This window comes from Steroidobacter gossypii (genome assembly GCF_016801985.1).
Lineage (GTDB): Bacteria > Pseudomonadota > Gammaproteobacteria > Steroidobacterales > Steroidobacteraceae > Steroidobacter > Steroidobacter gossypii.
This window is the reverse complement of sequence record NZ_JAEVLS010000008.1, coordinates 349,603-366,117: the sequence shown is the minus strand read 5'-3', so window position 1 is coordinate 366,117 and position 16,515 is coordinate 349,603. Positions and strand designations below refer to the sequence as shown.

The 16,515-nt window shown below is 62.8% G+C and carries 16 protein-coding genes and 2 pseudogenes; 9 read left to right on the top strand and 9 right to left on the bottom strand.

The window, feature by feature from the left end; genetic code table 11:
• Nucleotides 1–6: 6 nt before the first annotated feature.
• Nucleotides 7–144, top strand: a pseudogene (locus JM946_RS31835) (integrase); the annotation flags it as partial.
• Here JM946_RS31835 and aac(6') read toward each other — a convergent pair.
• On the bottom strand, nt 96–590 hold the full coding sequence (aac(6'), locus tag JM946_RS27880) for an aminoglycoside 6'-N-acetyltransferase (RefSeq protein ID WP_203170764.1): 495 nt from the start codon (nt 588–590) through the stop codon (nt 96–98). The pseudogene JM946_RS31835 and the gene aac(6') overlap by 49 nt on opposite strands.
• A gap of 350 nt (nt 591–940) precedes the next feature.
• Between aac(6') and JM946_RS27875 the strand changes: the two genes are divergently transcribed.
• On the top strand, nt 941–1,597 hold the full coding sequence (locus JM946_RS27875) for a hydrolase (RefSeq protein ID WP_203170716.1): 657 nt from the start codon (nt 941–943) through the stop codon (nt 1,595–1,597).
• Nucleotides 1,598–1,704: 107 nt separating this feature from the next.
• Entirely contained in the window at nt 1,705–2,271 is a 567-nt protein-coding gene (locus JM946_RS27870) for an antibiotic biosynthesis monooxygenase (protein WP_203170715.1), read from the top strand.
• A gap of 160 nt (nt 2,272–2,431) precedes the next feature.
• On the opposite strand, the gene JM946_RS27865 is transcribed toward JM946_RS27870, so the two are convergent.
• From JM946_RS27865 to JM946_RS27855, 3 genes are all read right to left on the bottom strand, one after another.
• Entirely contained in the window at nt 2,432–3,082 is a 651-nt protein-coding gene (locus JM946_RS27865) for a helix-turn-helix domain-containing protein (protein ID WP_203170714.1), read from the bottom strand.
• Nucleotides 3,083–3,140: 58 nt separating this feature from the next.
• A complete protein-coding gene (locus tag JM946_RS27860; RefSeq protein ID WP_203170763.1) occupies nt 3,141–3,554 on the bottom strand; it encodes a DoxX family protein in 414 nt (137 codons plus the stop codon).
• Nucleotides 3,555–3,734: 180 nt separating this feature from the next.
• Nucleotides 3,735–4,139, bottom strand: coding sequence for a nuclear transport factor 2 family protein (locus tag JM946_RS27855; RefSeq protein ID WP_203170713.1), 405 nt, complete (start codon nt 4,137–4,139; stop codon nt 3,735–3,737).
• A gap of 141 nt (nt 4,140–4,280) precedes the next feature.
• On the opposite strand from JM946_RS27855, the pseudogene JM946_RS31830 reads away from it, so the two are divergent.
• Nucleotides 4,281–4,439 (top strand): annotated as a pseudogene (locus JM946_RS31830) (helix-turn-helix domain-containing protein); the annotation flags it as partial.
• Between the two features lie 41 nt (nt 4,440–4,480).
• Here the strand turns inward: JM946_RS31830 and JM946_RS27850 are convergent.
• Entirely contained in the window at nt 4,481–5,341 is an 861-nt protein-coding gene (locus JM946_RS27850) for an alpha/beta fold hydrolase (RefSeq protein WP_203170712.1), read from the bottom strand.
• A gap of 282 nt (nt 5,342–5,623) precedes the next feature.
• On the opposite strand from JM946_RS27850, the gene JM946_RS27845 reads away from it, so the two are divergent.
• The 4 genes from JM946_RS27845 to JM946_RS27830 all read left to right on the top strand — a co-directional run bounded on the left by JM946_RS27845 (nt 5,624) and on the right by JM946_RS27830 (nt 8,524).
• On the top strand, nt 5,624–6,841 hold the full coding sequence (locus tag JM946_RS27845) for a cytochrome P450 (protein ID WP_218043143.1): 1,218 nt from the start codon (nt 5,624–5,626) through the stop codon (nt 6,839–6,841).
• 89 nt (nt 6,842–6,930) lie between these two features.
• Nucleotides 6,931–7,308, top strand: coding sequence for a hypothetical protein (locus tag JM946_RS27840; protein WP_203170710.1), 378 nt, complete (start codon nt 6,931–6,933; stop codon nt 7,306–7,308).
• A gap of 63 nt (nt 7,309–7,371) precedes the next feature.
• Nucleotides 7,372–7,857 (top strand): P-loop NTPase family protein, encoded by a 486-nt coding sequence (locus tag JM946_RS27835; protein WP_203170709.1) that lies wholly within the window; start codon nt 7,372–7,374, stop codon nt 7,855–7,857.
• Complete coding sequence (locus tag JM946_RS27830) at nt 7,814–8,524, top strand: hypothetical protein (protein ID WP_203170708.1); 711 nt, start codon at nt 7,814–7,816, stop codon at nt 8,522–8,524. The genes JM946_RS27835 and JM946_RS27830 overlap by 44 nt, the downstream gene beginning before the upstream one ends.
• Nucleotides 8,525–8,546: 22 nt before the next feature.
• Here the strand turns inward: JM946_RS27830 and JM946_RS27825 are convergent, their stop codons facing one another.
• The 4 genes from JM946_RS27825 to JM946_RS27810 all read right to left on the bottom strand — a co-directional run bounded on the left by JM946_RS27825 (nt 8,547) and on the right by JM946_RS27810 (nt 15,279).
• Nucleotides 8,547–8,996: a hypothetical protein gene (locus JM946_RS27825; protein WP_203170707.1), complete on the bottom strand. Its 450-nt coding sequence runs from the start codon at nt 8,994–8,996 to the stop codon at nt 8,547–8,549.
• Between the two features lies 1 nt (nt 8,997).
• Entirely contained in the window at nt 8,998–11,820 is a 2,823-nt protein-coding gene (locus tag JM946_RS27820; protein ID WP_203170706.1) for an ATP-binding protein, read from the bottom strand.
• Nucleotides 11,821–12,064: 244 nt separating this feature from the next.
• Nucleotides 12,065–13,621: an ATP-binding protein gene (locus JM946_RS27815; RefSeq protein ID WP_203170705.1), complete on the bottom strand. Its 1,557-nt coding sequence runs from the start codon at nt 13,619–13,621 to the stop codon at nt 12,065–12,067.
• 74 nt (nt 13,622–13,695) lie between these two features.
• On the bottom strand, nt 13,696–15,279 hold the full coding sequence (locus JM946_RS27810; RefSeq protein WP_218043141.1) for a GMC family oxidoreductase: 1,584 nt from the start codon (nt 15,277–15,279) through the stop codon (nt 13,696–13,698).
• 154 nt (nt 15,280–15,433) lie between these two features.
• Here JM946_RS27810 and JM946_RS27805 point away from each other — a divergent pair, with 154 nt between their 5' ends.
• Nucleotides 15,434–16,513 carry an excisionase family DNA-binding protein gene (locus tag JM946_RS27805; protein WP_203170703.1) on the top strand — a complete coding sequence of 360 codons (1,080 nt, stop codon included), beginning with the start codon at nt 15,434–15,436 and terminating at the stop codon, nt 16,511–16,513.
• Nucleotides 16,514–16,515: the final 2 nt, after the last annotated feature.

The window sequence follows — 16,515 nt, the reverse complement described above, 5'->3', positions numbered from 1 at the left end:
CTTCGCTCGCTGAGATCAAACAAGCGGCCCATCAGCGACCACACGATCAACGCAGCATTGCGTCGTCGCGGATTCAGCCACGAACAGCACACCGGTCATGGATTCCGATCGACTGCGTCGACGTTGCTCAATGAACTAGGCAGGAGCTCCTTCCTGAAACACCGAATGACAGCGACCTCGGTGAAGCCGCACTCACCGTGGGCGGCTCGGCTGATCTCGTTGTCCGCCTGCGTATCCGAAGCAAATTCGGTGCAACCCTGCCCGATGCCCCAGCGCTCCGCGGCGGCAACCAACGCCTTCCCTATTCCGCGACGCCGGGATTCAGCCTCGACATACCAGCCTTCAAGAAAGGCGACGCGGTCTGAACTGCAGCCCTCCGCGTATGGGCGAATCGAGAGTTCTACGAAACCGACGATCCGGCCGTCGTCATCCTCGGCGAGCAGAACGGCTTGCGGCTCGCGAGCGCTACCCGCAAGAAAGCTCGCAATCTCCGCTCGGTGCTCATCAAGAGAGCCCTCGGGCCATAGTGCGCATCGCAGTTCGAGCCAGGCATTCGCGTCTTCTGCGGTTGCATTCCGAATCGTGATCATTGGTTCAGGGCCAACTTGATAGAAGCCAACTTGAGGAAGTGCATTCCGTGCGGCCGCGCGAGCATCGGCGAACGCATTCGATACCGCCACTATAACCCGGACGCAGCAGGCATACGTCTTCAAGGCTCCGGGCGGCTCTCGAACTCAACGACCTCGGACCGACTGACAGCAACAGCATCCGCGTTCCATCGGCATCACTGACGCGCAAGCGGCGTGCAGCGGCCCAAGCACACACTCCTCAGCGTGGTCTGAACGACAGTCTCTGCGGGCTCGCACTGGCGAGCTCTCGGACGCAGTCGCTCCACCAGTGCGAAGCTCTTCATCTGCAGGCACCCACGACGAGGTACCCCATGTCCGCCAAGGCAACTACCGCACCCGGTTCCAGGCTGCTGACTCCGAAGGATCACATCTTGATGATGATCGACTTTCAGTCGCAGATGGCGTTCGCGACTCATTCGATCGATGCGATATCGCTGCGAAACAATGCCGCGCTGGTCTCGAATGCAGCCGCGGGATTCGAGGTCTCGACGATTCTCACGACGGTCGCGGAGAAGAGCTTCTCCGGGCCGATGTTCAGCGAAGTGACCGATCCGTTCCCAAACCTGCCGCTCATCGATCGGACCTCTATGAACACCTGGGAGGACGCTGCAGTCATCAAGCGCGTCAACGAGATCGGAAAGCGACGCATCGTCCTCGCCGGCCTGTGGACCAGCGTATGCATCGTACTTCCGGCGCTCTCCGCGATCGAACAGGGCTATGAGGTCTTCGTGATCTGCGATGCGTGCGGCGACATCTCGACCGAAGCTCACCAGGTCGCGATCCAGCGCATGGTGCAGGCCGGTGCGCAACCGATTACCTCGTTGCAATACCTGCTCGAGCTGCAGCGGGACTGGGCACGCGCGACCACCTACGGTCTCACAGGCGACATCTCCAAGCGCTTCGGTGGCGCTTACGGCATCGGCTACATCTATGCGAAGACGATGTTCGGCGCGTCGGAAGGTCATTGACCTGTCCCGATCTGCCAGCTCCGCCCGGACTCGACGAAGGTGCTCCCGAGTCTGCAGGTGCGATCGTCGCTCCGGGTCGGATCCTCGTGGTCGAATCGAGAGATGCCATGACAAACGCGGCTGCTGTCGATAACTCGAGCTCCTTGGTGCACGTCGCCATTCTGCGCAAGGTGCGCAGAGGCTGCGAGGCAGAGTTCGAAGCGAAACTGACCGAATTCTTCGCAGCGGCCGCACAGCGGCCCGGCGTTGCCGGCGCGTATCTGATCCGGGCCGTCCCCGGCTCGAGCGAACAGGAATACGGCGTGCTGCGAACATTCCGGAGCGAAGCGGACATGCGAGAGTTCTACGCGTCCGATACGTACCTGCGCTGGCAGGACGAGGTGCGTCCGCTCGTGCAAGGCGAGCCGCAGAAGCGCAAGCTGTACGGGCTCGAAGCTTTCTTTCGCGATAGCGATCGCCCGCCACCTCACTGGAAGATGGCTGTGTTGACCTGGGTCGGCGTCAATCCGGCAGTCTACATCTTCTCGAGCGCAGTGCCTGCGGTGCTCGGCCCGCTGCCGATGCTTGCCACTCTGCTGATCGTGAACGCGCTCGTCGTGGCCTCGTTGGCGTGGGGATTCATGCCTGTGTTGACCCACATCTTCCAGCGCTGGCTGCAACCGCGCGTGCCGTGAAGATCAAGGCACGCGCGCACGCTCGGGCGACCGCCTTCGTATCGACGGCGCTCTGTGTGCAGCCACGGAAGCGGCTTGTGCAGGTTGAGTGACTCGATCTCGCGAACGCGTCCGAACGCACCACCGGCGACTCCGCATCGGCATGCGCTCCGTTGCAACGTCACGGTTTCGCCGTTCTATCGATGGCGAGTCTGCCGCCGACCATCGGCACGTGTGAGAACCTGGGAGTACCCCGCTGCTCCGCCCGCGCTCCAGCGAGAGAGTGGCTCGCATGCTCGCGGCGCCACTCTCTCGGAGTCACTCCCACCAGTCGGCGAAATCGGCGCGTCAGATGCGACTGGTCGCACAGCCCGCAGGCGAGCGCGATTTGGCAAAGGGGTTCATTGGTCGTCAGCATCAGCTCCTGCGCGCGCTCGACCCGCCGCCTCGCAATGTACGCGAACGGAGCTTCCCCGAATGTCGCCTTGAACGAGCGGAAGAAGTGACCGGCGCTGACCCGCGTGAGCGCGAGCAGATCGGCGGTGCTGATCGGCTGACTCAGATTCTCCTCGATGTACGCGGCGAGACGATTGGCCTGCCAGCGCGGAAAACCGCCGCGCAACGCAGGCGAGGCAACATGCGATGCGCTGTCGCGAACGGGGTTGGCCAGGAGCAAGGCAGTTGCGTCGGCCAGGCACTCCTGCGCAGCCTGATGATCGCGACCCACTGCGGCTTGCACGATGTTTAGCAGTTCCAGCAAGGTCGCTGCGAGCGGCGCCTCGCTCGCCTGGCTTTCACTCCCCTGGCTATCGGACACTGCGATACTGGCCATCGAAATCTCCCTGTGAAGCAAGCGTTGGCAGAACTCCGCGGTAATGATCGGAGCGAGCTCACCGATGATCTCTGCGGTGGGGCTCCGGCGATGGCGCAGCGTCGGCTGGCGTTGCAGCCCCGAGGTCGTACCAGGCCACCAGCAGAAAGGCGCCGACGAGGCCGAGATGCTCGAAGAAGCTGTTGGTCATCGCGAATTGCTCAACCGGAGCCGCTTCCCAAAAGCGATTCGCGATTAGCGTTGCAGCGAGCGTGAACGCGGCGAGCGCCAGAGCGGCAAGCCATCGATAAAATCCAATCACGATCGCGGCGGACGCGGCGAGCTCGAGGGCTATCGTCGCGACCGCGAACGGCAGCGCTGGTGTCAGGCCGAAATGATGCATCTCCGCCAGAGCGCCTTCGAAATCGATGAGCTTCGTGAAGCCGCCCTGCAGGTACGCTGCGCACAGCAGCAGCAGCGCGAGACGATGCATTAGCGGTGCGGCGCTGGCGCGCCAGGACGGTCCCACGATCCTCGTCGGCCATTCGTTGATCACGAGTTTTCTCCTGGTCTGTGTGCCTGGTGCGATCATCATGGACGCGATTCGCGCACATACCGAGTAAGGAGTTGAAAGCAGCTGTAAAGAGATCTTCAGTCGAGGGCGTCGCGGCTCTTAACGCGAGCCGCGCAACAGGTCGTCTAATCGAGCAGTACCCGACAGGTCTCGCAGCATGACCAGCTGCACTACCTTGTCTTCGGCGAACGTAAAATAGAGATGAACTTCCAGCGGGTCTGGGAGCCCGCGCTTATCGAAGTTGCCGTCGACCTCGGCGGTGACGATGCAGTGGCCGTAGTGCTCGATCCAATGCACGACGCGAAGCGACAGTTGCTGTCCGACTACATCGCATTCGGCCCACCGCCTTATCGCAGTCAGTCCGCGCCACTCTTGCAGCTGATCGTTGACGATCGAGTCCGGGGCAAATACTCGCAGCAGCCCAGCAACATCGCCGGCGTTGGCTGCCTCGAAGAATCGCGCGACTTTGACGGGTAAGACCGGATTGCACGAGCGACTGCCCACGCGAAAGCCTCCTGCGAGGGTCGCCCGCCCTCGATTGAACTGCTCCTATGGTCGGGCATCGCGCATCCACGCGCTCGTAAGGAGGTGTAAAACGGTGTAAGTCGGCCGGGTGCCCGCTGCTCCGTCCACGCCGGCCGGCGCGTGGTGCCTCCGGAAATCGCAGTGGAGCTGGCCCAACACGCCGGCGACGATGCCTTGTCACCGCGCGAGATACAGGTGCTGAAGAAGCTTGCGCGTGGCAACGCCAACCGCGAGATCGCGGAGACCCTGAATGTCACCGAAGGCACGGTGAAGACGCACATGAAAAGCATCATCGCGAAGCTGGGCGCCAAGGATCGAACTCATGCTCTAGTGCTCGCACTGAAGCAGGACGGCGAGCGACAGCGGCCCGCCTGGATATCCTGCAGAAAACGTTCGAGCAACGGCGTGAACAAAGCGGGTGCTTCCCAGAAGGGCGCGTGCCCCAGATGTCCGAGGCGGTGACAGCGCCCTTCCCACAGGTTCGCGTAGGAAACGGTATCGAAGTAGTCCAGATTGATGAGTGCGTCGGCTCCGCCGTTGACCACGGCGAGAGGAACCTGGCTGGACTCAACCGTGCGCTTCTGATCGACACCCGCGCCTTCGCGCGCCGCCTCGAAAAGTCGCTTCCGCATGCGCCCGTCGGCACGAATCGCGGCTGCGCGCAGGCGCCGCTCGGGCAACTGGCCATAAACGCGCGCCAGAAAGGCTTCGGCCTCATCGGGCGCCCACTCCGCTGACGCTGCGAGCATGGAATGTGGAGAGTGGATGAAGCCTTGCGCCCAGCCGTCCGGAGGGATGGGCGGCGCCCCGACGATCATTGCACCTCGAATGCTCTTGGAGCGAGCCAGCATTTCGATGGCGACGTGGCCGCCGAGCGACCAGCCAACGATCACCGCCGATTCGACATGCAGGTGCTCGAGCACCTCGCATGCGGCCTCCGCGAAACCCGGCCGCGTATAGCTGCGCTGAGGATCGAATGCGTTGCTCGAATCGCCGTGGCCCGGCAAATCGATTGCGATCAGCCGGTGCTCCTCGGCCAGAGGGCTGCGTAGTTGCGCATCGAACACAGCACTGCACGAAGAATTTCCATGAATGAACAGCACGGGCAAAGCGCCCTCGCCGCGCTCCACCACGGCGATCGATGCGTGAGATGTCGGTACGACCCTGCGCGTCTCGTTCATATTTCTCTCAATCTGCTTCAGCTGTGTGCTGAATGGTGAGACTTATCGTATGCAGCAGCTGTTATGAGCTGCAACGACCCGAGCCGGCACTCACGACGAGCGCACCTGAGCAACCAGTGTGACGACGTTCTGCGCAACTTCACTCCTTTTAACGCGCTCGCGCCCGCGCTCCAGCGCATTCTCTGTCGCGCCGAACGGGGGTTCGGCACCATCCAGGCGCCGTCGCCTTAACCCTCATCAGCGCTCTTTCGAAACGATTCGTCCTTCATGGCAAGACAACAGATGACACAGACCCTTTCTCAGCTCGACGCACGCTACACCTGGGCCATCGCGTCGCTCGACCGCGACCCGCACGAGATTTTCCGTAAGCACCGCCCAATGACGCCTCTGCTGAAAAGAGAGGATGGCGTCTATATCGCCATCCGCGCGGCGGATGTGGAAGCGCTGATAACCGATCCTCGCACCCGTCAGCTGGAAACGCAGCTGGCCCGGGCTCGTGGCGTCGTGGATGGACCGCTGCTGCAGTTCATGGCGAACACGCTCCTGCTGAGCAATGGGGTTCAACACAGGCAGCGGCGAGCGCCTCTGGCCAAGGCGTTTGCATTCGATCTGATGACCGAATTGCGTCCTCGAGTCCGCAGCATCGCCGAGCAACTCATCGATCAGCACTACCGGCGCGGCGCCATGGACTTCATCTCGGACTTTGCCAACTGGCTCCCGGCACGCGTCATCTGTGCCATTCTCGGCGTGCCCGAATCCGACATTCCGGATTTCACCCGCCGCGTCTACAGCCTGGCACGCGCGTTGAGCTCGTCATTCTCACAAGAAGACGTGCCGGAGCTGCAAAGGGTGTCGGGCGAGCTCATCTCTTACGTGCACGATCTGCTCGAGGACCGGCGGCTGCGCCCGCGCGAGGATTTTCTGACTTCGTATGCAACCGCCCTCGATGGATCCGAGACGCTGTCGAACGTCGAGGCGCTGGTTCAGATCGTAACCCTGCTGCTCGCGGGCAGCGACACCACGCGCGGAGCACTCGCGATACAAACATCCTTGCTGTTGGAACACCGGGAACAGTGGAATGCGGTGTGCAAGGACAGCACTCTCATTCCAGGCGCGGTGCTCGAATGCCTGCGCTACGAACCCTCCGTCGCATCCTTCGCGCGCGTCACCGTCGATGACATTGCGCTGGACGGAGTGATGTTGCCGCGCGGTCACATTGTTTCGTTGTCCACGCTGTCGGCCTTGCGAGACCCCTCGGTTTACGCCGACCCGGACAAGTTCGACATCCGGCGCACCGATCATCCTCGCCGTCATCTGGTGTTTGGCGGAGGCGTTCACCGGTGCCTCGGCGAGACACTGGCGAAGATCGAGTTGCAGGAGGCGTTGGCGGCGTTGAGCGAGCGCCTGCCGAATCTCGAGCTCGACGGCGGCCCCGCGATCGTGCACGGAAGCGGGGGCATTCGCAGCGTAAGAGACTTGCGGGTTCGATGGGCCGCGTAGTGATGCGTCGCTCCGCACATCACCACTCTTAACACTCGTAACGCAGTCGCACTCCTATGCTGCGCGCCTTCAATCGAGCAGGTACACGAATGAGCGGCGTGCATTCCAGGTTCGCGTTTCTTCTGGCAGCGGCGATGTTCGCATCCGCCGCTGTGCGGGCTGAAGAGGATCGCGATGTCGCCGGGCGATGGGCACTGACCATCCGCTCGGAAGCGGGCGTCCAGCGGCCGCAGCTCGATCTCAGGCAACAACGCAATCAGCTCCTGGGCACCTACGCCGATGAGTTCGGCAAGGCCGACGTGACAGGAACGATCGACGGCGAGGAGATCGTATTTCGCCTGCGCGTCGAGGTTCCCGACTATCCGCTGATAGTGACGTTCACCGGCACGCTCGGGAAGGACACGATACAGGGGGACGTGCAGTTCGGCGATATCGGCAAAGGCACATTCACGGCGACGCGGGATTGACCGGAACGAAACGGGGCGCCGATGACGGGCGCAGTCGCTGCTTGCCCTCGATGAGCAATTCCCTTGAACAGTCAAAAACAAATTCTGAGGCAGCGCCTCGAAGAGAAGCTGGAGCGCGAATGCGGCGCGGCCATGATGGCCGCACTGCGCGATCCCGCGGTCATCGAGGTGCTGCTCAATCCGGACGGCAAGCTGTGGGTCGATGTCGCAGGAAAAGGCATGCAGTTCAACGGTCAGACCATCGAATCGGGCGCCGCGGAAAGCATTCTGACGACTTGCGCCAGCATGCTGCACACGACGGTAACGCGGGACAATCCGATCCTCGAAGGTGAATTTCCACTCGATGGCTCACGCCTCGAGGGGCTGCTGCCGCCGATCGTGCGCCGCCCCTGCTTCAGTATCCGCAAACGCGCGGCCAGTGTGTACACGCTCGATGACTATCGTGCGAGCGGCATCATCGGCGACGCCCTCTCTGGATGTGCCTCCACGACGGACGGAGGATCTGGTGAGCCTGCTGCAAGGCGAGTCGTTTGCGGCCACGTCCGATGACGATGACGATGAGCTGCGAGCGAGCACCCCGGAGAGCGAGGACAAGCCCACGCTGCTGGATGACGTGCTGCGGGAAGCCGCAGATACACCGGCGCTGCACCTGGCCGCAACCCAAGGGCACTTCGAAATGTATGGTGCCTTCGCCACTGCGCTCGTGCAGCTCGACTTGCCCATGGAAGAGCGCATGAGAGTGCTCGATGCACGCGATGGCCGGGGGCGGCCTGCCCTGTGGCGAGCGATAGCAAACAAACGATTGGGCTGTTACGACGCATTGAGCAATGCGGCGCAGCGGGCCGGCATCGGCATCGAGGAGCAGGTGCAATTGCTGGTCGCGAAGGACCGCGAGACCGGCCTTGCCCCTCACCAGCTCGCGATCCAGTTGGGCATTGCGGGCGCCTGCGACAAGCTCTGCGAAACGCTCAAAGATATCGGCATTCCGGAGCAGGAGATCCGGCGCGCCGTGTTTGGCGGCGACGGCAAAGGAAACGACTCGAGAACGCTCCGTCGAAATTCCGGTTCGCAAGAGGAGCTCGAGCGCGCCCTCGAGCGCACGTCACACTCCCCGCCGCCTTCGCCTCAGCAACGCGCAGCCCACCCGAGGACCCGGAACTCGAGTCCGTCGTCCGACGAACAGCCGGAGCGCAAGAAATTGAAACGGGGTCCATGAACAACCCGTCGGGGGCGCAGCCTTAGTGATCGGCGCTCACGCGCGAGCGCATCGTGATCGCTCGCCACACCGCTGCGCTTGCGAGCCCGACGGGTGTGGCGGTCGTGACGATGTCGGCGAGCGTGTGATAGCCCTGATACATCATCAACAGCGCATAAGCGGCGCCGATGGCGATGCTCGCCACTGTCCACCGCCGACTGAGATGTCCCAGCGACACCAACAGAGCGACGCACACTGCCGAATGCCCACTATAGTCGAGCGAGAATGCCGGCCATGCACCGGTCAGCCTGTCGATTGCCTGGCCGAGGTAAGCCGCCCCCACACATAACACCGCACCGGCAACGCGGACCCAGGGCGGCGGCCGCAGCGACCGGTAGGCTCTCAACCAAGGAAGCGCGATCGCCAGCAATCCCAGGGTCGGATTCACGGAGTCCGCGATATGGTCCAACACTTCGTATGCAGTCATAGTCATTTCAATCCTCGGGCGTCAGCTGCTGGATCAAGTCGCGCGCAGCTTTCAGATCGGCGGTCTCGAACCCTTCGGTAAACCGGGCGTAAACGTCGCTCACGAGGGCGCGCGCCTGAGAAGTCTGTCCTTGTTCCTTCCAGAGTCGCGCCAGGCTCATTGCGGTTCGCAATTCCCAGGCCCGCGCGCCCTGACGACGCGCGGTTTCCAAAGCCCGGTGCAACAGGACTTCGGCGCAAGAATTGACGTCGTGGCCGTTGTCTCTGACGAGCCGCTCCGCTTTCACTCTCAGGATCTCGGCTGTGCACCAGCCGCTACGGCCGGCCTCGGCTCGCACCATCGCGTCCGCGCTCACCAACTCTTCTCGGAGCGAGCCCAGCAGATCCAGATATTGGGAGCTCGTCAGCGGATCCATGGACAACTGCAATGGCTCGATCTCCTGCAACCCCGGCGGGGTCGCCGTGATCGTGCGCAGGCACTCCGCCCACAGCTGGTGATATTCGAGTGAATGGGCGGTCGACTGCTCGTGCAAGCGCCGCAGCGACTGCTCGGCAGCGACGGAGTTGCCGCACCACATCGCCACTGTGATCGCAACCACCAGTGTCGTGCACAGCAAGCGGGGGCTATCGGAGCGCTGCGCTTCGGCAACGCTGAGAAGCGCAGTTTCGAGCGCCAGATTCGGGAAGCCTCGGAGCCACAGAGCACGCGCGAGGACACTCCGAGTGTGACATCGCAGCAGTGCGTCCACGGGGGCCGTGGTCAGCCTCGGCTCTTCGGCATCCAGCGCCCACTGCGCATGCCGGCAAGCCAGCACCTGGTCGCCTGCATAGTGATAAGCGACGGCGAGCATTCGATCCACCAGCGCGGCCCTGTGGGCGCTGGCGTTCGAGCCGCACTCGCGGGCGGCATTGGCAAGGTTGATGGCGATCCGATAGTCACGTTTGATCACGCGCTCGAACCAAAGACTCCACAACGCGGTCTTCGATTCGGAGCGGCCGCGCTCGATCTGTTGCAGCACCGTCAGCTCGAGCACGGGCGTCTCGTCCCGGCGGCGCGAGCTCTCGAGGATATCCTCCAGACCGGACAACAGCGCTCCCTCGGCGCCGCGCAGGATGTATTCATAAAGCTCGACCCACGCCGGCTCTCCTGACGACTCGGCAGCGAGCACGAATTCGAACCACAACGAGGTGAGCGTGAGTTTGGTCGCGAGCGAACTGCCGGATGAAGCGGAGAAGCTCCACCGCGTCGCCGAACGCAAATCGTCGATGCGCTCGCCGAACACGTCCATCCATTGCGCACTCTGGCGGACATGCGCCTGGATCTGCATCGCGCCGACCGAGCACCACATCCGTGCGTGCCGGTGCCGAACGATCTCCTGCTCGCCGGAGCCCAGCAACTTCTCGCGCGCGTAGGCCCGAGGCAGGTCCAACAGTCGATACGACACGATCCCGCCCCTCGTATCGGCGGACACCAGGGATTTTCTGGCCAGGCTCACCAGGCTTTCGAAAACGGCGATCGCCGTGAGGTCGCCGTCAGCGACCACTGCGGTGGCGCAATCCAGATCGAAGCGGCCGATGAACACGGACAAGCGGCGAAACGTCGCCTGCTCCGCCGGCGTGAGCAATCCATAGCTCCAGTCGAATGTCGAACGCAACGACTGGTGTCTGACTTCGGCGGTGCGGCGCCCGTCGATCGAAAGAAACAAATGATCGTCCAGGGTGGCCGAGAGCATTTGCAGCCCCAGCAAGCGCACGTGGGCCGCGGTTATCTCGATGGCCAGCGGATTGCCTTCCAGGCGCCGGCAAATATCCGCGACCTGACGCAGATCGTCAGCGGCGAACTGGTCTTCCATATAGGCTTCGGCTCGCTCGACGAACAACTGGATGGCCGGACACTCCAGGAGGTTTTCGCGGGTCTGCGGAGCGTGTTCCGAAGGCAGCTCCAGCGGAGCGAGCTCGAAAACCGATTCGCCCGCTGCTCGCAGCGGTTCCCGGCTGGTAGCGAGAATATGAACCGCCGATGCACTTTGCAGCAGGCGTTCGGCCAGTTGCGCCGTGGCGTCGATCACGTGTTCGCAGTTGTCCAGGATGAGCAGCAGCGACTGATTCGACAGAAAGGCGAGCACATCCGGCAGCGGATCGAGCGCCAAGGGGGAGAGACCGAGGGCGGAGGCCAGAGCATTCGCCACGAGCCGCGCTTCGGTGATCGAGGCAAGCTCCACGAAACACACGCCATTCGGAGATCTCTCCGCCAAGGCGTGGGCCACGCCGACAGCAACGGTGGTTTTGCCTCCTCCGCCCGGCCCCACGATCGTCACCAGCCGTTGTATCGATACTCTGTCGGCGAGCGCACGAACAACCTGATCACGGCCGATGATGGACTTCGGCCGCTGCGGAAGATTGTTTCTTCGCTGCGCCGTCCTCACGGGCAGCTTCGCTATGGAAGTCCGCGAACCCGAGCTCTTGCCGGCGAGCTCGGGGCGGTGCCTGACGGGCACGACGAAACGATAGCCGCGGCCGGTCACGTTCTGCACGTACTCATTGCCGGGATCGGCGTCGCGCAGCACCTTTCGCAACAGTGCGACGTGCACCCTGACCGTGCCTTCTTCGACAACGGTGTTTTGCCACACCTCACGAAGCAGCTCGCGGTTGCTGACGATTTCGCCGGCGCTGCGCGTCAGTGCGATCAGGATGGCTGTGGCGCGGCTGCCTAGAGTAACGGGTGCACCGTTCTTCAGCAGCTCATACCGGGTGCGGTTCAACTCGAAAGGTCCAAAGACGATGATGTCGTCGCCCGTCTGGTGCGACGCCGAGTTCCAGCCGTTTGTCATGGTCGATGGGCGTATCAGAACTTGCCACGAATCGGTCAGCTCACCGGATCGGACGGCGACGCGAACTCCGGAAGGGGCTGCCAGCGAGTCAGCGCGGAATTAGAGAGTTTCAGCCACGACTCGTACGATGAGAACCTGTCCGGCGGGTCGGGGGCACAGATCGAGGCATGAGTCAGATCCAGTCGAGGGTGACTTAGTCCCCCTGACACACGGGCATGATTGCCTGGACGGCGGAAAACAGGTGTTAAGAGCCGCATAGTCGACCTGCGCCTGCGGACGCCGACAGCGACAACCGGGCGTGCGCGTGCGCCCGATCAGCTTTCAGTTCGCTCCGCATGTTCGATGGGCGAGGATCGATGAACGAGACGTCCTGGCATTCATGCAGCTTCGCGCGAGCATGGGCGCGCACCAGTTCGTGCATTCCATACACGACATCTTGACGCGAGGTGTCGGAGACGAGCAGCGATTTCCGAGCAAGGTTGACGAGACATTTCAGCACCAGCCAGCGCGGCAATCTCTCATCCGCAATGACCGCGGCGGCGTGATCCGCACTGAAGCAGGTCTCCAGTACCGACACGCGCCGGAAGACCGCCTGCTCCTGCGCCGACAACAAGTCGTAGCTCCAATCGAAACTGGCGCGTAATGTCCGGTGCCGCAACTGTGCCGTCCGACGTCCTTCCAGCGAAAGATACATTTGGTCGTCCAGCCCGACTGCGAGCGCCTTCAAGCCCAGCCATCGGCACTGAGCCGCCGCGATCTCGATCGCAAGCGGATTGCCTGCAAGTCGCCGGCACGTCTGCGCGATCAATGACAGCTCCTGCTCGTCGAAGTCAGCGCCAGCCCGCTCCACGAACAATTGGATCGCGGGATAGCTCGACAGTGTTTCGCAGGACGTCCGATCGAGCGCCGGCGGGAGTTCCAGCGGCGCGACCTCGTGGATCGCTTCTCCGCTGGCGCGCAACGCTTCGCGACTGGTGGCAAGTATCTTCACCTGCGCACACATGCGCAGCACGCTTTCAGCGAGGCGCGTGGCACTCTCGATTACGTGTTCGCAATTGTCCAGCACGAGCAATAGTGACTGTCCCGACAGACACCTCAGGATCTCCGGCTTCGGATCAGGCGCTGTCGTCGATATGCCAGCCGTCTCGGCAAACAGTCGCCAGATCTCTTCCGGACGTTCGATTGCGGCGAGATCCAGAAAACACACTCCGTCCGCATGGGCTGCGGCGAGCGCCCCGGCAGCCCGGATCGCCGCCGTGGTCTTGCCTATGCCGCCGGGCCCGGTCACCGTGACGAAACGTTTGCTTGCCATGCGTCTGACGAGCGAACCGATGGCCCGCTCCCCGCCCACGAACGATGTCATGAGCATCGGTACGTTGTTCTTCCGTACGGGCTGCCGCAGCGACGGTTTGCGCGGACCGAACAGATGAATGACCGCCGCGTCGGGGGGACGACGTGGACGAATGACCGGCGCCGCAAATCGATAGCCGTGGCCGGTAACGTTGTGCAGATATTCGTTGCCGGGGTCCGCTTTACGCAGCACGCTGCGCAACTGCGACACATGGACTCGGACCGTTCCGTTCTCCACGACCATGTTCGGCCATACGCGCCGGAGCAATTCGCGATTGCTCACGACGCTGCCCGCTGTTTCGGTCAACGCCAGCAGAATGCCCATCGCCCGGCTGCGCACGGCGATCGGAACACCCTCCTTCGAAAGGATGCGCCGGGTCCGGTTCAGCTCAAACGCGCCGAATGCAATGACGTCCTCTCCAACCATCTTGTGCGCTTCGTGAAGGTGCATGGTTCGTCGGGTCTCACGAGTCCGGTTCTTTGCGCGATGACATGCGCCGCGAAGGCGGCGCACGCACTGGTTTCCTAGATTCTGTGCGCCGACTTGATCATTTCCGCGGCCCGCTCGCCGATGACCACGCAGGGCGCCATCGTGTTGCCGCTGGTGACGTTCGGCATGATCGAGGAATCGGCAATGCGCAACCGGTCGATGCCATAGACCTTCAATTGACAGTCCACCACCGACATCGAGTCGCGCCCCATCTTGGCAGTGCAGGACTGGTGCCAGTACGTGACTGCCGAGTCGCGCAGATAGACTTCCAGCTCCGCCGGCGCGAGCTTGCCGGGCATGGCTTCGCGCTTGAGCAGAGATTTGAACGACTGTGCGTTGGCCATCTCCCTTCCCAACTCGATCGTAGCCACGGCAGCTCGCAGATCGTCCGGATGCGACAACGTGTTGGCTTCGATGCGGATCGGATCGAGCACGTCGGGACCGGAAAGATGCAAGGAGCCGCGGCTCTTCGGATGTGACAGCCCCGCGAACACCATCCAGCCATTCTGAGGCACGCCGCGCGCCGCCGTCTCGGGCGTGGCAACCGGAAACTCGAGCTGGCAATGAAACAGATCGGGCAGCTTCAAGCTCGGATCGGTCTTCCAGTAGAGCGTCGCTTCGGAGCCGCCATGGCCGACGCCGAGCGGCTCGTGAGATTCGAACAGACAACCGAAGGAGACGTGATCCTGGTGATTGCGTCCCACGCCCGGCAGATGCTGAACCACGCCAATGCCGTGCGGGCGCAACTCCGTCTCCGGGCCGATGCCCGATTGCATGAGCACCTTCGGAGTATTGATGGCGCCCAGCGAAAGTATCACCTCGCGATCCGCCATGATCAGCTCGCGCTGGGAATCTCGTACCACTTCCACACCGATCACGGTGGTGCCGTTGAAGATCAATCGGCTCACCTGCGCGTGCGTCATCACAGTGAGATTGGGCTGGCCGAGTTTAGGCAGCACATAGGAGCGGAACATCGAGGAGCGCCGGCCTTCCCGAACGATCAGATCGTTCAAAGCCGCGCCGCCCCGGCCTTCCATCATGACTCCGTTCGGAGTATCGAAGGCAGGAATGTCGAGCGACTTCGCGGCTTCGACCATCGCAACCGCAACCGGCTGCGGGTCGCGGACGGTATCCACGTGAACCGGCCCGCCGCTGCCGCGTCGAACAGGGTCGGGAGCGCCGCGCCAATCTTCGATGCGCTTATAGATTTCGAGCACCGAACGGTACCCCCAGGCGTCGTCGCCAGCCTCTTCGGCGAAATGTTCCCAATCGTTCCGGTGGCCGCGCGCCCACACCATCACGTTGATGCTGGAGCCGCCTCCCAGCACCTTGCCCATGTTGAGCGGGATAGCACGATTGTTGAGATGCGGATTTGGCTCCGCGACGAATGCCCAGTCGCGATCCGAGCCCAGATTGAGCGGCCACTGCCCCGGCGTGAGCACCTCGGGGAGCTCATCGCTGCCGCCGGCTTCGATCAGCAGGACGCTGACGCTTGGACTTTCGGCAAGGCGCGCTGCCACTGCGCACCCCGCCGACCCTGCGCCACAGACAACGAAGTCGTATCGGCCCGACACCGGGGCGCCTCGGAAGCAAGGAGTTTCGGGGGACGAGTTCGACATGGGAGACATAACCTGTTGCGGACCGCTGCACTCTGCAGCGATGTGAACGTTATCACAGGTATCAAATTTATCAAATTTGCTGTTTATGTATATTTTTTGAGACAGGAGTAGACTCTGCCCCTGATAAACGGGAATCCGTCCCGACATAGGCCCCATGCAGCAACAAGTCCTCACGACCGCCGAGGCGGCGAAATTACTGGGCGTCTCGGTGCGCACGGCGCAGTTGTTGATCGAAAACGGCCCGCTCAAATCATGGAAGACGCCTGGCGGCCATCGCCGCGTGTACCTCCAGGATGTGCTTGCGTACATGACGCAGACCCCCCGCTCCCCGGAATTCGCGTCGGCGCTCGCGATTCTGGTGACCTCGCCGGAACGCAAGCCGCTGTTCGATGCGCGGCTCGGCTCGGTCAGCGAATGTCTGGTGGAAAGCTGGCCGGATGTTCACATCGCGGCATATGCGATCGGCGCCCGATTACCGGCAGCCGTGATCGTGGACATGCATGACGCTCGCGACGAACGTCGCGAATTCCTGCGCCAGCTGACGGCACATCCGGAACTGGGCACGACGCGATTCATCGCCGTGGCGGACAGCTCCGACCCGACGGATCGCCAGGGGGGCCGGCCGCTGGTAGCGACACTCGATGAAGTGGCCGACGCGGTCCGCGCAGTGTTCGTACCTGCCGCCGGGCCGCCGGACGTTCCGCTCGCACCCTCGAGCTCGTTGAGCTTTCCGATCGCATCCAACGAGCGTGAGCGGCTCTCCGCCCTGCAACGATCCGGCTTGCTGAGCACTCCTGCCGAGCCGGCCTTCGATCGTCTGACCTGGCTCGCCAGCGAGCATCTGCACATGCCCGTGTCGCTCATGACTTTGCTCTCCGCCACTCACCAGCACTTCAAATCGCGAGTCGGCCTGGATCTCACCGAGACGCCGCGCGACTGGGCAATGTGCAATCAGACGATCCTGCAGAAGCACGTGTATTCGGTGCCGGATCTGTCCACGTCGAATCTTTTCTCGACCAATCCCGCAGTCGCCGGTCCTCCGCACTTTCGCTTCTATGCCGGCGCGCCCGTGTTCGATCCCGATGGCTTCGCGCTGGGCTCCATCTGCGTGATGGACTACGAGCCTCACCGGCTCGAGGCCGCCCAGGAACAGACGCTGCTCGCGCTCGCCGCGATTGCATCGGACGAAGTGCGCATTCGCGCCAACAAACGACCGGCGCGACCGAACCGATAAAG

Excerpts from the sequence above, each read along its gene's own strand:
- JM946_RS27875 (WP_203170716.1), top strand. The coding sequence starts at position 941 with ATGTCCGCCAAGGCAACTACCGCACCCGGTTCCAGGCTGCTGACTCCG.
- JM946_RS27870 (WP_203170715.1), top strand. The coding sequence starts at position 1,705 with ATGACAAACGCGGCTGCTGTCGATAACTCGAGCTCCTTGGTGCACGTC.
- JM946_RS27865 (WP_203170714.1), bottom strand. The coding sequence starts at position 3,082 with ATGGCCAGTATCGCAGTGTCCGATAGCCAGGGGAGTGAAAGCCAGGCG.
- JM946_RS27860 (WP_203170763.1), bottom strand. The coding sequence starts at position 3,554 with ATGCATCGTCTCGCGCTGCTGCTGCTGTGCGCAGCGTACCTGCAGGGC.
- JM946_RS27850 (WP_203170712.1), bottom strand. The coding sequence starts at position 5,341 with ATGAACGAGACGCGCAGGGTCGTACCGACATCTCACGCATCGATCGCC.
- JM946_RS27845 (WP_218043143.1), top strand. The coding sequence starts at position 5,624 with ATGACACAGACCCTTTCTCAGCTCGACGCACGCTACACCTGGGCCATC.
- JM946_RS27840 (WP_203170710.1), top strand. The coding sequence starts at position 6,931 with ATGAGCGGCGTGCATTCCAGGTTCGCGTTTCTTCTGGCAGCGGCGATG.
- JM946_RS27825 (WP_203170707.1), bottom strand. The coding sequence starts at position 8,996 with ATGACTATGACTGCATACGAAGTGTTGGACCATATCGCGGACTCCGTG.
- JM946_RS27820 (WP_203170706.1), bottom strand. The coding sequence starts at position 11,820 with ATGACAAACGGCTGGAACTCGGCGTCGCACCAGACGGGCGACGACATC.
- JM946_RS27815 (WP_203170705.1), bottom strand. The coding sequence starts at position 13,621 with ATGCACCTTCACGAAGCGCACAAGATGGTTGGAGAGGACGTCATTGCA.
- JM946_RS27810 (WP_218043141.1), bottom strand. The coding sequence starts at position 15,279 with ATGTCGAACTCGTCCCCCGAAACTCCTTGCTTCCGAGGCGCCCCGGTG.
- JM946_RS27805 (WP_203170703.1), top strand. The coding sequence starts at position 15,434 with ATGCAGCAACAAGTCCTCACGACCGCCGAGGCGGCGAAATTACTGGGC.